This is a genomic window from uncultured Roseibium sp. (assembly GCF_947494555.1).
Classification (GTDB): domain Bacteria; phylum Pseudomonadota; class Alphaproteobacteria; order Rhizobiales; family Stappiaceae; genus Roseibium.
The window spans coordinates 337,419-351,104 of the sequence record NZ_CANLVF010000006.1; the positions used below are offsets into that span (position 1 = coordinate 337,419).

At 59.0% G+C, this 13,686-nt stretch carries 14 protein-coding genes; 3 read left to right on the forward strand and 11 right to left on the reverse strand.

What is annotated here, in order from left to right:
- Positions 1 to 22: 22 nt before the first annotated feature.
- From Q0915_RS26535 to Q0915_RS26560, 6 genes are all read right to left on the reverse strand, one after another.
- Positions 23 to 661 (reverse strand): nucleoside/nucleotide kinase family protein, encoded by a 639-nt coding sequence (locus Q0915_RS26535; RefSeq protein WP_299483746.1) that lies wholly within the window; start codon positions 659 to 661, stop codon positions 23 to 25.
- Entirely contained in the window at positions 658 to 1,512 is an 855-nt protein-coding gene (locus Q0915_RS26540) for a sugar phosphate isomerase/epimerase family protein (protein WP_299483747.1), read from the reverse strand. Before Q0915_RS26540 ends, Q0915_RS26535 begins: the two co-directional genes overlap by 4 nt.
- A gap of 9 nt (positions 1,513 to 1,521) precedes the next feature.
- Positions 1,522 to 2,265, reverse strand: a complete 744-nt coding sequence (locus tag Q0915_RS26545) for an ATP-binding cassette domain-containing protein (RefSeq protein WP_299483748.1) — start codon at positions 2,263 to 2,265, stop codon at positions 1,522 to 1,524.
- Positions 2,262 to 3,233, reverse strand: a complete 972-nt coding sequence (locus Q0915_RS26550; RefSeq protein WP_299483749.1) for an ABC transporter permease — start codon at positions 3,231 to 3,233, stop codon at positions 2,262 to 2,264. The genes Q0915_RS26545 and Q0915_RS26550 overlap by 4 nt, the downstream gene beginning before the upstream one ends.
- A 97-nt stretch (positions 3,234 to 3,330) precedes the next feature.
- The gene (locus Q0915_RS26555; protein WP_299483750.1) at positions 3,331 to 4,278 is read right to left on the reverse strand and encodes a substrate-binding domain-containing protein; all 948 of its coding nucleotides are present in this window, start codon (positions 4,276 to 4,278) and stop codon (positions 3,331 to 3,333) included.
- Positions 4,279 to 4,368: 90 nt separating this feature from the next.
- Positions 4,369 to 5,412 (reverse strand): LacI family DNA-binding transcriptional regulator, encoded by a 1,044-nt coding sequence (locus Q0915_RS26560; protein WP_299483751.1) that lies wholly within the window; start codon positions 5,410 to 5,412, stop codon positions 4,369 to 4,371.
- A 74-nt stretch (positions 5,413 to 5,486) separates the two neighbouring features.
- Between Q0915_RS26560 and Q0915_RS26565 the strand changes: the two genes are divergently transcribed.
- Together Q0915_RS26565 and Q0915_RS26570 are read left to right on the forward strand one after the other, a co-directional pair.
- On the forward strand, positions 5,487 to 6,500 hold the full coding sequence (locus Q0915_RS26565; RefSeq protein ID WP_299483752.1) for an NAD(P)-dependent oxidoreductase: 1,014 nt from the start codon (positions 5,487 to 5,489) through the stop codon (positions 6,498 to 6,500).
- A gap of 66 nt (positions 6,501 to 6,566) precedes the next feature.
- On the forward strand, positions 6,567 to 7,229 hold the full coding sequence (locus tag Q0915_RS26570; protein WP_299483753.1) for an aspartate/glutamate racemase family protein: 663 nt from the start codon (positions 6,567 to 6,569) through the stop codon (positions 7,227 to 7,229).
- A 45-nt stretch (positions 7,230 to 7,274) separates the two neighbouring features.
- On the opposite strand, the gene Q0915_RS26575 is transcribed toward Q0915_RS26570, so the two are convergent.
- The 3 genes from Q0915_RS26575 to Q0915_RS26585 form a co-directional block, all read right to left on the reverse strand.
- Positions 7,275 to 8,363: an amino acid ABC transporter permease gene (locus tag Q0915_RS26575; RefSeq protein ID WP_299483754.1), complete on the reverse strand. Its 1,089-nt coding sequence runs from the start codon at positions 8,361 to 8,363 to the stop codon at positions 7,275 to 7,277.
- 1 nt (position 8,364) lies between these two features.
- Positions 8,365 to 9,501, reverse strand: coding sequence for an ABC transporter permease subunit (locus Q0915_RS26580; protein WP_299483755.1), 1,137 nt, complete (start codon positions 9,499 to 9,501; stop codon positions 8,365 to 8,367).
- Positions 9,502 to 9,575: 74 nt separating this feature from the next.
- The gene (locus Q0915_RS26585) at positions 9,576 to 10,616 is read right to left on the reverse strand and encodes an amino acid ABC transporter substrate-binding protein (protein WP_299483756.1); all 1,041 of its coding nucleotides are present in this window, start codon (positions 10,614 to 10,616) and stop codon (positions 9,576 to 9,578) included.
- A 309-nt stretch (positions 10,617 to 10,925) separates the two neighbouring features.
- On the opposite strand from Q0915_RS26585, the gene Q0915_RS26590 reads away from it, so the two are divergent.
- Positions 10,926 to 11,819: an MBL fold metallo-hydrolase gene (locus Q0915_RS26590; protein ID WP_299483757.1), complete on the forward strand. Its 894-nt coding sequence runs from the start codon at positions 10,926 to 10,928 to the stop codon at positions 11,817 to 11,819.
- A gap of 66 nt (positions 11,820 to 11,885) precedes the next feature.
- On the opposite strand, the gene Q0915_RS26595 is transcribed toward Q0915_RS26590, so the two are convergent.
- Positions 11,886 to 12,521, reverse strand: a complete 636-nt coding sequence (locus Q0915_RS26595; protein ID WP_299483758.1) for a VOC family protein — start codon at positions 12,519 to 12,521, stop codon at positions 11,886 to 11,888.
- Positions 12,522 to 12,528: 7 nt separating this feature from the next.
- Positions 12,529 to 13,686, reverse strand: a complete 1,158-nt coding sequence (locus Q0915_RS26600) for a PLP-dependent aspartate aminotransferase family protein (RefSeq protein WP_299483759.1) — start codon at positions 13,684 to 13,686, stop codon at positions 12,529 to 12,531.

Below are 13,686 nucleotides of genomic sequence, written 5' to 3' on the forward strand. Positions count from 1 at the left end.
GGCGACAGTTCTAAAGCGCGTTTCAGGGTCTGAAAACGATCTGGAATTCCGCCGGCAGGCTGCCGCTGACAACCTTCCGGGCATTCGGCAGATCGTTTTCTTCAAGCTTTGCCTTGCGGTCCGTTTCTGAAAGGCCCTGCCAGCGTTCGGCAAGACGCCGTTCAAGTTCGGTGAGCGGCACGTTCAGAAAGACCGTGGTATCGAAGAGTGGACCCAGGTCTCGCCAGGGTGCTTCGTCCAGCAGCAGATAGTTTCCCTCAACGATCAGGTGCCGGACTGACCGCGGAATGACGCGCGCACTGTTGCGCGCGATCTCGATGCTGCGGTCAAAGACGGGGACGGCGATTTCGTCTTCCTCGTTTCGCTTGAGCCGTATCAGCATTTGCCTGAACCCGCCGACATCGAACGTGTGCGGTGCGCCTTTTCGCGGACGCCATCCACGGGCGTTCAGGATCAGATCGTCGAAATGATAGCCGTCCATCGGGAAGACCGCGGCGCTGCCTGGATCCTTTTCGTTCAGCTGCGCAGCAAGTTCATCAGAGAGGGTGGACTTGCCCGCGCCCGGCGGGCCGCAGACTGCCGTGATGCTTCGCTGCATTTGCCCGCGCTCCACAATTCTTGCCGCAAGGTCTTCAACCGAAATGTCATGGGGAGCGGTCACGACAGCCGTAGCCCCGCTGCTTCTGCCTGCTCGACGAGGAACGGCAGTCCGACCTCGATGACATCCTGCGGGCGATCGGCAACGGGCCGCCAGACTGCCAGTCCAGATGCGATCTCCGGCGCCAGATAGACAAAGCTCTCCACCGTCATCGTGCCCTCGAAGCCGACATCGGCCAGTCCCTTGAAGGTCGCCGCCCAGTCGAGCGTCCCCCGCCCGGGTACGCCGCGATTGGATTCAGACAGGTGGACGTATCCGAGATGTTCGGCTGCATCCGCAAACCCGTCCGCCATGCCCGCTTCCTCGATGTTCATGTGGTAGGTATCCAGATGAATGAACACATTCTGCGCCCCGACCCTCTCAATGATTTCCGCGGTTTGCCGGGCCGTGTTCAAGAGGTGGGTCTCATACCGGTTGCAGGGCTCCAGCCCAAGGCGCATGTTCAGATCCCGCGCCTTTTGCGCCACCCGGTCGACAAGGCGGCAAATGGCGTCGCTTTCACGCTCAGTGACCGGCGCGCCCGAGGTCTTGCCGATCGTTCCATAGGTGACGCCGGACAGTGTCCCTGCGCCTGCGTCGCGTGCCACCTGCAGCGCAAAGCCCAGATAGTCGACAGCGTCTCCGGGACTACGCACGATGTCGATATCTGCCGGCAGACCCAGGGAACAGACGATCTCAACGCCATTGCGTTCAGCCGCGCGCCTCGTGCCGAGACTGTCATAATTCTTGGGGTCCAGAAGCGGTGTTTCAATGACCGTCACGCCATGGGCGGTAATCGGCGGCAACAGGCGGTCTGCTTCCCCGGGGTTCCAGAGCGGGGTGAAGGCAAGGCCATGCAGTCCAAGACGGGGCATATCGCGTTCCTATCCGTGTGCGCCAACGATGTAAGAGACGACTTCGGCCATGTCGGTTTCGTCCCGTTTCAAATCGGCAATGACATTTCCACGGCGCAGTACCACGATACGGCCGCAGGCTTCAAAGACATCGTTGAGGCGGTGGCTGATCAGAATTGTCGCTATGCCTTCGTCGCGCATTTGCCGGATCAGGTTCAGCACGCTTTCCACCTCGCGCACGGCCAAGGCTGCTGTCGGCTCGTCCATGATCACCAGCTTCGGCTTGAACGTCAGGGCACGGGCAATTGCGATGGTCTGTTGTTGCCCGCCCGAGAGCATACCGACCGGCAGGTGGATCGAGGGAACATGGACACCCAGCCTGTCGATCATGTGCTGGGCCTCGGCATCAATCTTCGACTTGTCGACAAAGCCCGGCAACAGGCCGAGAAAGCGTTTGGTCGGCTCCCGCCCGAGAAAAATGTTGTTGGCGACGTCCTGTTGCGGCGCGAGTGCAAGATCCTGATAGATCATTTCAATGCCGCTTTCGCGGCGCTCACCGGGATTCCGGCCAGTGACGTCTGCACCGTCGAAGCTTATGCGTCCCTTGTCGGTCGTGTAGACCCCGGTGATCGTTTTCATGAGGGTGGATTTACCGGCACCATTGTCGCCAACGAGACCGATCACCTCGCCCGCATCGACCGTCAGGTTCACCCCATGTAGGACCTGCACAGGACCAAAACTCTTCTCGACACCGGAGAGTTCCAGAAGACTCATTGAAGCGACCTCCCCCGTGTCCGGATCTGGTCGAGCCAGACAGCCGCGATCAGGACTGCGCCAATGGCCATTTGCTGGTAGTAAGCCTGCACGGCCATGAGATTGAGCCCGTTCTGCAAGACACCCATGATGAGCGCACCAATCATCGTTCCGAGGATTGAGCCGCGGCCACCGAAAAGGTTCGTCCCGCCAATGATCGCAGCGGTGATCGCCAGAAGCTCATAGTTCAAACCGGCGGTCGGATCGCCGGTGTTTACGCGTGCGGTGAAAATCAGCCCGGCAATACCGGCCATCAGGCCGGAGATCGTATAAAGCATCATGCGCTGCCGCCGGATATTGATGCCGGTAGCGCGGGCCGAATTCTCATTGTCGCCCAGGGCGAGCGTGTGATGCCCGAACGGGGTGTGCGCCAGCACATAATGAGAGGCCAGCGCGACGAAGAGAAGAATGAAGACAGGCGTCGGAACGCCGAATGGCCGCGCCTGCCCGAGGAACAGGATCTCTTCCGGCAGCCCGTAGATTCCTCTCCCGCTGGAGATGATCAGCGCCAGCCCGCGCGCGATGCCCAGCATCCCGAGCGTTACAATGAACGCAGGGACCCGTCCGCGCGTTACGATGAAACCGTTGACGGCCCCGGCAGCAGCGCCCGCGCACAGCGAGCCGATGATCGCAAAATACCAGGGCATCTCGAGCGTGACGACAAGGGCTGCGCCCGTGACAGATGCCAGCCCCAGAACAGAGCCGAGCGAGAGATCAATCCCGGCTGCGCTGATCACGAAGGTCGCACCGATTGCCAGAATGCCGAACGTCGCGCTCGCCAGGATGATGTTGAAGAAATTGTTTGCGGTCAGGAAGACCCGCACGCCTGACCCGGTCACGGGCGACAGCACCGCCATGATGACGATCAGCACGAGGAGAACGGCCAGCGACTCCCCGCGGACGTGTGTTCTTTCAAGGAGTTTCAGCATGTGCCCACCCGGAATATGCGGGCCGCCAGACCAGCTTCTGTTTGTTCAACCGGTCCCGGTTGAGCATTCATCGATCTGGCGGCCCGCATTGTTGCTGTTACTTGACGTATTCGAGCATCGGGTCGGAGCCGCTTTCAAGCACCTCCTTTGTCAGCACCATGGTCGGGACATAGACCCAGTCCGGCTGATCACCACCGGCCTTCACCATCTCGACGGCCTGCTTGCCGACCAGATACGGCAGCTGCGCAACTGACGCGTTGAGCCGGCCGGACTTGATCGACTTGACCGCGTCGGAATTGCCATCAACACCAATCACCGTGACCTGATCACCTTTTCCAGCTGCATAGACGGTTTCAACCGCGCCGAGCGCCATGCCGTCATTTGCGGCAAAGATGGCCACGAGTTCCGGATTGGCTGTCAGGATATCATTGGTGATGTTGGCGGCCTTGCCGCGATCCCAGTCCCCCGGAAGCGAGGCGACAATTTCAAGCCCGGGAGCCAGTTCGGCCAGTTTTTCCGAAAAACCGTTGGCACGCTTCTGACCCGTGACATTGCCGGAGAGGCCCTCAATGACCAGAACCGGGCCCTTGGCATCCGCGCCGACCTGACCAACGAGCCACTCCGCGCCCTGGGCGCCTGCGGCCACATTGTCCGAGCCGATCGAGAACGCGATGTCGACACCTGCATCGGTGGCAATCTTGTGGTCGAGATTGCCGTCAAGATCGACGACCGGAATACCCATTTCGGTTGCCCGCTTCAGGCAGGGTAGCAGGATCGTCGAGTTGATTGCCGCAGTGATCATCGCATCTGGCTGACGCTCAAGCATCGTGTTGCAGACATTGAGTTGCGGCTCGGCGGCCTGATCGTTTTCCACGGCCTGCAAATAGTATTCAACGCCCGCTTCACCGGCGCCGTCGCGGACGCCCAGTTCCATCGCACCCCAAAACGGGTTCGACAGGGTTTTCATCAGGACACCATAGGTTTCGGCCTGTGCTGGTACGGCCAGCAGCGCCACAAAGGCAGTTACAGTCAACTCCTTGAACATTTGCTTTCCTCCACTTTTGTCGTCTGTGCTCTTCGGGCGCTTCTGTGTCGCCCTCACTTCCAACCTGGCGCACTCACGCCGGTATTCTTCTCATCGCTGCTGCGGCTGACCGGGACCAAGGGATCCCCGTGTCTCCAGGCGGCAATCAATGCGGATCGTTTCCGGGGGCGACCGGTCGCCTTCTATCCGGGCCAAGAGCCGTTCCCAGGCAACCTTTGCAATTTCTTCGATGGGCTGGACGATCGCTGCAACGGGCGGATGAACATGCGCCATCCAGGCACTGTCATCGAAACCGGCGAGTGCTGTGTCGCGCCCCAGAACAAAACCGCGTTCCTGCAGCAAGCCATAGGCAGCCAACGTGGCCGTATTGAACAAGCAGAACACGGCATCCGGCTTCGGGTTTTCGTCGAAATATGACCCAAGCGCAGCGCGTGCTCCCTCAACGCTGTCGCCTGTCGGCAAGTAGTCGACGGCGACCTTCTCGTTATGCCCGGCAACGGCAGCACGTACCCCTTCCAGGCGTTCCGCGACATTGTCGATCCCATCTCCAAGATAAGCGACCAGGATGCGGTGATGACCGGTTTCAAAGAGTTTGCGCATCAACATCGCGCTGGCATCGGCATTGTTGACCCCGACACCGTCGTTCGCCGCATCCTGCTGGACGCGGTCAAGAAAAACAAAAGGCGTCTCGTTGGCCTCAACAAGCTCCGCAACGCGGGAATAGAGCGAGGGGATCACGAAAACTCCTGCCACGCGCCACCCAACCAGTTCGTCAATCTCCCGCGCTTCGATATCAGCGTCTTCCCGACTTGATGTGGCAACGATGCGATAATTGGTAGCCTCGGCCCGGTGTTCCAGCTTTGCCACCAGCTCAGCGAAGAACGGGTTCTCAAAATTCGGAATTACGAGCCCGATGATCCGGCTCTGGCTGCGCCGGAGATTGGACGCCATTGTGTTGCGGCGATACCCGAGATCGCGGACCGCCTGCAGCACGGCACGGCCGATGGGATCGTCCAGCTTGCGGCGGCCGTTGATCACATTGGAAACGCATCCGGGTGAAACCCCCGCTTTCCGCGCAACATCGCGAATGGACGGCCTCGACCCCCGCTGCTTTTGCGCAGCCTTGTCGGGCATCGACAAACTCCTCCTTGCGCCAATGCTAGAAAAAACGTTTTATGATGTAAATCGTTTTTTGGGAGAAACGAAAGATGCGTGTTCTTTATGATCCCGCCCCACGCCAGACGGATGAGATCTTCAGCACCGATGACCGGAACAGATTCTTTTCCGAATTTGACGTAATCGAAATTGATCCTTCGGAGCGCAAGGCTGCCTACGAGCGCTATCTTCCTGAGGTTGACATCATCATCAGCCAGGAGGCCATGGAAGCCGACAGGCTTGAGCGGGCGACAAAGCTCAGGGCCCTCATCAACGTGGAAACGAACTTCCTCCCAAATGTGGACTATGCCGCCTGCCTGCGGCGCGGCGTGCACGTTCTGACACCGGCCTCGGTTTTCGCGCTGCCCGTTGCCGAAATGGGTCTTTGCATGGCACTGTCACTGGCGCGCGGCGTTCATTCCAGCCACAGCGACTTTCTCTCGGGAAACGAAAAATACGGCCTTGAAGGCAACACAAAGGCGGAGCTGCTGACCGGCAGCAGGATCGGTTTCATAGGTTTCGGAGATCTTGGACGCGCCCTTCATAAGCTGCTTGCGCCTTTCCAGGCGAAGGTCTCGGCGTTCGACCCCTGGCTGCCTGACAATCACCTGCGCCGCCTTGGTGTCGAACCCGCATCCCTGGATAACCTGTTGCAACAGAACCGAGTGATCTTTGTCGTGGCCTCCATCACAACGGAGAACGCCCATCTGCTCGACGCTGAAAAGCTTTCAATGATGCAGGATCAGGCGATGCTGATTCTTCTGAGCCGGGCGGCGATCGCCGATTTCAACGCCCTTGCAAACGAGGCGTCCAAAGGCCGCCTACGCATCGCGACAGACGTGTTCCCGGAAGAACCGGTCGCTGCCAACGACCCGATCCGGAGCGTTCCGGGCATCCTGTTCTCCGCCCATCGCGCGGGCGCCTTGACCTCCGCCCTCCAACAGATCGGCGCACTCGTTCTGGAAGACATGACCCAGATTGCAAAAGGCCTGCCTCCCGTTGCCTGCCGGCGTGCAGAGCCGGAGACCGTCGGACGGCTGAGAAGCAAACCGGTCGATCTTTCCTGACTTGAGAAACGGAACCACTCGGATAAGCTCTCGGCAAATTGGAGCGCGCCCGGCAGGAGACGAGCATTGCATATTGGACTGATCGGCGGCATCGGACCCGCCGCAACCGATTTCTACTATCGCAAACTCATCCGGGTCGCGGCCGACAAAGGTCTTGACCTGGATCTGACGATTGTTCATGCGGACACCCGAACGCTGATTGCCAATCTCGCCGCAGACGACCGGTCGGCACAGTGCGGCATCTATCTGAGGCTGACAGAGCGGCTTGCAGCGGCGGGTGCTGGAAACGTCGTCGTGACCTCCATTGCCGGTCATTTCTGCATCGACGAATTTGCCGCCGTTTCGCCGTTGCCGCTTGTGGACATCACAAAGACGCTCTCTTCCTGGCTGGGTGCAAAAGCCATGACGCGTGTCGGCATTCTGGGAACCGAGACCGTGATGAAAACGGGAATGTACGGCAAGCTTGCACCGGTGGACGTTCTGGCTCCCGAGGGCGCGGAACTCGGCCGCGTCCACGAAGCCTATATCAAGCTTGCGCAAAGCGGCGAGCCGAGCGAGGAACTCCGCGACATCTTCGTTTCAGCGGGGCAAGGCCTTGTTGCGCGCGGTGCTGAAGCCGTCATGCTTGGCGGGACGGACCTGAATGCACTTTTTGCCGAGGACGAAGAGGCATTTCCGGTGATCGACTGCGCCGGCATTCACATTGAGGACGTAGCGCAGTTTATCTGACATTAGGACGCGGTGCGGCAAGACGACGCCACCGCGCCCATTTGATTACCGCTTGGCGACAGCCATGCGTGCCTTCAGGTACTCACCGTACTGGCTCAGCGAGAAGATGAAAATCCAGTAGATCGTACCGACAAACGCGTATACCTCGATGTAATAGGGTGCCCATTCGACCGTGCCGAATGCGGCGTTTGCCGAGGCGAGAACGTCAAAGAAGCCGATGATGATCACGATCGCGGTTTCCTTAAAGGTCACAACGACCATGTTGATCGTTGACGGCAATGCATGACGGAATACCTGCGGCATGACGATGCGCGACAGCGTCTGGAACGGCGTCAGGCCCAAGGCCTTGCCCGCCTCGAACTGGCCCTTGGGAATTGCCTGAAATCCGCCGCGAAACACTTCTGCCTGATAGCAGGCGAAGAAGAGCGCAAAGCCGACGATCACGCGCCAGATCTTGTCGCCGTTCAGCCAGTCGGGCAGCAGAAGCGGAATAACGACAGCGGCTGCAAACAGAGTTGTCAGCAGCGGGAGCGAACGGATGAAGTCGATCAACAGGGACGCTGCGCCTCTGACCACCGGCAGCTTGGATCTGCGCGCCAGGGCGAGAAGCAGTCCAAGCGGCATTCCGAGCAGAACGACCGAGGAGAACATGAACAGCGTCAGCGCCAATCCGCCCCACTGGTCGGTCGTCACCACAGGCTGTCCGATCAGACGCCCATCCATGAGCACCACATAGGCACCAAACCCGACGATCCAGAGCGTTACCAGGCGGCTGGTGCTCCAGAAGCGTGGCAAACACGAGAGGACCACCGTCGCAACGATCGCCAGGCAGGCCAGCGTCGAGCGCCAATGCTCTTCATACGGATAGAGCCCGAACAGGATCAGACGATGACGTGCTGCAATCACGGACCAGCACGCGCCACCCGCGTTCGCGCAGTGTTCGACGTCTTCAGCCCTCCAGACAGCACTGAGGATCGCCCAGTCGATGAGGGTCCAGGCCATGTAGAGCATCAACCCGAAGATGAAAACGCTCGTGAAACTGTCACTGGGACTCCTGAACGCCCTCTTTTTGAGCGTGTTTGCAAAAGTCGTCCATCTTTCTGATTGAGCCGGAAGTTCACTCGCCAAAGCCATGTCAGTGCCCTTTCAGCGCGAGCCGCGCATTCATGAAATTGACGAGCTGGGCCAACGAATAGTTGATCAGCAGGAACGAAAGCATCAACAGACCCATGAGTTCCAGCGTCTGGCCGGATTGGGTGATCGAGGTCGAGACGATGTAGAACAAGTCACTGAACCCGATCGCAACGCCGAGCGTTGTGGCCTTCATAATGAAGATCCACTGGTTGCCGAGTGGCGGCATGATCGTGCGCAGCGCCATCGGCACCTTGACGTGGAACCAAATGGCGCGCGAGGAGAGACCAAGGGCCTTGCCTGCCTCGGTGAGACCGCTGGGAACCTCGTTGAGGCCTCCTCGAACGACTTCGGCAATATAGGCGGATCCATAAAGCGTTATCGCAAGGATCATCGCGACAAGTTCTATCGGAACGCCGATCCCACCTCGAAACCGCAGACCCTGCTGAGCCGGTATCGAAAAGATCGAGCTGTCCGCAGGTGCGAAAATCCAGGCAAGAAGAAGCATTGCGCCACTGCCCGACACAAGCCAAAGGAGCAGCTTCTGCACCGGTTGCAAGCTCTTCTGGCGGAAAATTACCACCGCCAACAGCACAACAGCGGCAAACATTGCCAACACGACGGTCGGAGAAACGTTGAACCCGGGCAACATCAGGCCCCGGTTCGACAGAAACGCAACTTCACCCATCGTAAAGGCCTGACGCGGCCCCGGCATGTGGATCAGGACCGCATACCAGAAAACAAGTTGAAGAATGAGCGGCAGGTTGCGGAAGATCTGGATGTAGACCGTTGCCAGGGAGTTGAGCCCGAGCTGCCTCGCGTCTCTGGCGGTCCCGATGGCGAACCCTAGTATGGTCGACAGAACAATACAGATCAGCCCCAAAAACAGCGTGTTCAGAAAGCCGATCAGCAGGGTTTTGGAGTAGCTGTCGTCAATGCTCCGGTCGATCAGCGAGAAAGAGTAGGACCAACCGGTCGCCCGCTCGAGAAATCCGAAGCCGCTCGTCATGTTGAGTTCGGTCAGATTCGTGTGGGCTGTCGATATCGCAACCCAGATTACGAGAACCACAAAGACTACGAGAAGCGTCTGGACCAGCATGTCCCGACGACTGCGCCTTAGCTTGAGAGCCGCAGCATCCATTTCCGGATCCTCCTTGCCGCAACACAATCAAAAGGCGGCAGCAGGTCACACTGCCGCCGCCCTGCGAACTTGTCTTAGTCGAGGATCGGTGCGTAGAGAACGCCGCCGTGGCTCCACAGATTGTTCAGCCCGCGCTCGAGCTTGTAGGGAGACCCTTCGCCAAGATTGCGATCATAAATCTCGCCGAAGTTACCGGTGGCCGCGATCATTTCCTTTGCCCATGTGTCGCGGATGCCGAGGCGCTCGCCCATGCCGGGGTCAACACCAAGAAGGCGGGCGATTTTCGGATTGGGCGGATTGGAAGCCATTTCTTCCACGTTCGCAGACGTTACACCTTCTTCTTCTGCAATCAGAAGAGCTGCAATCATCCAGTTCACCATATCGACGAACTCTTCGTCTCCCTGGCGCATGGCTGCAGCAATCGGTTCGTTGGAAAGCTGGTCCGACAGGATGATATGGGCATCCGGCTTCTCAAGCTCCGTGGCCCGCAGGACGGCAAGGAACGGTCCCCATGCCGCAAAGGCATCGCAGCGGTTCGCAAGGTAGGCAGCCCGGAGTTCAGACGCCTTTTCGTAGGACACCATGGTGTGTTCGATGCCAAGCGTCTTGAGATAGTTCCCTGCAAGGCGCTCGATTGTGGTTCCGGCTTCAACACAGATGGTGCCGCCGTCGAGTTCTTTCGCTTCGGTGATGCCCAGGTCGCCATGCGCCATGAACTGGGTCCCGCCAAAGAAATAAGGGAGGCTGAACTGCAACCCGACTTCGGTGTCGCGACCCATCGTCCAGCCGGTTGCCTTGATGATCACATCGACATCACCCGACTGAAGCGCCGGAAAGCGCTGCGCCCAGCTGAGCGGCACGATCTGCGCCTTGTCCGGATCGCCAAGGATCGCGGTGGTCAGGGCACGGCACATGTCAATGTCCAGGCCCTTCCATTCGTTTTTGTCGTTGACCTCAACGAACCCGAAATAGCTGCCGTTGTGGCCGCTGCACAAGAGAGTTCCCCGTTCCTCAATAGCCGTGACCGTCGAGCTTTTCGCGGCGGCTGTTACGGGAGCCGCAACACCTGCGGCAAATGCAACCGCGCAGGCGATTTTTGCAATATTGGTTGCCATTTTAGCTGTTCCCTGTTTTATATATCAGAACACGTGTTCCATTTAATATGGTTACGGCCACTCGAAAATGTGTCAAGTGAATTCTGATACTCGAGGCCAAACAGGCCAATTTTTCACCGAATTGACCGGTCAATGGGCAAGAAATCGCGTAGACGCATATTCACTGGGCACTCGGGTCTGCTTGAAATCCGCGTTACACGCCCCGTGTCGCGTTGAGCGGCGCAGCAGACCTTGGAATTTGATTGCAACGCCCTGGGAGTTACCTGAAAATCACACCGTTGCGTCAGGACGCTTCGCAGGAGGAAAATGATGATACGCTCGAACTACCCGGTCGACATGGCTGTGATCCCCGAGGTGAAGGCTTTCTTCGATCCGGCGACGAATACCATCAGCTATGTGGTCAAGGACCCGGCCTCGAACGCCTGCGCCGTTGTCGACAGCGTCATGGATATCGACTTCGCCGCCGGGCGGATCACCTATGACAATGCGGACGAGATCATCGCCTATATCCAGGACAACGGCCTGGAACTGGAATGGCTGATCGAGACCCATGTCCATGCTGACCACCTGTCCGGCGCGCCCTACATCCAGCAGAAGCTCGGCGGCAAGCTGGGCATCGGTGACAAGATCACCGTGGTGCAGGAAACCTTCGGCAAGGTGTTCAACGAAGGCACGGAGTTCCAGCGCGACGGCAGCCAGTTCGACCGCCTGTTCCAGGACGGCGATACCTACACGATCGGCGGGATGACGGCCTTTGCCATGTCGACCCCGGGCCACACCCCGGCCTGCATGGTGCATGTGATGGGCAACGCCGCCTTTGCGGGCGATACGCTGTTCATGCCGGACGGGGGCTCTGCGCGGGCGGACTTTCCGGGTGGCGATGCAGCCATGCTTTACGATTCGATCCAGAAGGTTCTGGCGCTGCCGGACGACATGCGGCTTTACATGTGCCACGACTACGGCCCGAACGGGCGCGACATCCAGTGGGAGACCACGGTCGGGGACGAGAAAGAGCACAACATCCATGTCGGCGGGGGCAAGTCGAAGGAGGACTTCGTCAAGTTCCGCACGGAACGCGATGCGCAGCTGGCCATGCCGAAGCTGATCATCCCGTCCATTCAGGTCAACATGCGCGCCGGCAAGCTGCCACCAGCCGATGACAGCGGAAAAACCTTCCTGAAAGTCCCGGTGAACGAACTTTGAGACGCCGGCACGCGCGAAAGTAGATCATTCCGCTCCGTTCAATCCGGTTCGATCAGGCCGTCTCGATCAGTCCAGAACGACGGATCCTGAAGGGGCAGTCAAAGCAAATGCTAGTCCTGCCTCACCGTGCGAGACTTCTGCCAGATGCCTCACATTCAGGGCGTCGAGCATTGCCTCGATCCTGGCGGGCTCGGGATGCGTGAGCTGCACGGATTGCAGTCTCACCTCAAGATCCTGTTGGCCGGTCGACGGGTGGGGACCGGGTGACCATTCAATAAAGGCAGGCAACAGACCGACTTCAGGAAGGCTTCCATCGCGCGGGACGGTGAGCCTCCAGGTCCGGTCTCCACGAGCGAAGTCCACCACCTCTCCCAGATCGACAGGGCTATCAGCGATGATCCGGTCAAGGTCCGTTGTATTCACGACCCATGTCAACGCCCGGGGCCGCTCGCTCAATCTCTTTTGGGTCGCCGGATCATCGAGAGTAAACCATCGCGCCCGGTCAGGATCCGGTGCGTCCGGATCGATCGCGATGAGTTCGAAAAAACTCTCGTTTCCTGCCTGCATGACGCAGTTGTGCGTGCTCATTGCCGCATGTTTGCCGCCTTTTGGAACACTTACCCCCAGCTTTTCCTGAATATAGGCGACACCTGTTTCGAGGTCTGAACACCCGATGGCGAAATGGTCGATCTTGTTTTGCATGACTGACTTAGTCCTGAAGGAGATTGAAGGCTTGGAGCAGATCGGTCTTGAGCGTTTCCAGATCGTCGAACCCGATGCTGAAGCGCAGCAACGGTCCCGCGCCGAGTTGTCGGCTACGGTCTGACGTCATGGGCAGGACGAGACTTTCGTACCCGCCCCAGCTCACCCCGATGCCGAAACACTGCAACGCGTTGACGAAGGAACGGAAGTTCCGATCAGCAATCTGTTTGAAAATCACGGAAAAGAGGCCTGCGGCCCCGGAAAAGTCGCGTTTCCAGTTTTGGTGCCCGGGGCAACTCTCAAAAGCCGGATGAAGCACCCTGTCAACGCATGACTGCTGCGAAAGCCAGAGTGCCATCTCCTTGCCGGCGCGGTCCTGATGTTCCATCCGCATTTTCAGGGTCCGCACGCCCCGCAGCGTCAATAGGACTTCCTGAGCGCCGGGTTTGTCGCCGAGCAGCATGACGGTCTTTCGGATGCGCGCGTGAAAGGGTCCGCTTGCAGCGATGACACCCATCATCGCGTCGGAGTGACCGCAAAGATGCTTCGATCCGGAATAGACGACCACGTCCGCACCGAGCGCCAAGGGTTTGCAAAAGACCGGCGAGGCCCATGTGTTATCGAAAACGACAGGCACGCCCCTTTCTTTGGCCACGTGCGCAATCTGCGGCAGATCGCAGACCTCAAACGTGCCGGATCCGGGCGCTTCCACCATCACTGCACATGTGTTTTCGCGAATCTTGCCGTCGATGCCGCCCATTGGATCGAACGGTTCGATTGCAACATTCATGGCTGCGAGAATGCCGTCGCAGAAACTCCTGGTGTTGCCGTAAAGATTTTCGGCGACGAGCAGATGTGCGCCCGGTGTTGCCAGGGTCAGCAGCGTTGAGGTAATCGCCGACACGCCTGAAGACGTCAGCGTCACTCCCTCCGCGCCATCAAGCTCCGCAAGCAGATCCTCAAGCGAAAACGTCGCCGCATTTCCATAGCGGCCGTAATAAGGCGTTCCGTTTTCGTAACGCGCTTCTCTTGCCGCTTCGAAGGCTTCGAGTGTGTCGAAGACGACGGTGGATCCCAGCTCCACAGGCCAGTTCACCTGTCTTCCGTCGGGACCATCAGGCCTGCCACCGTGGACCAGGGCATCGGCCAGTGTCGTCGTTTTCAT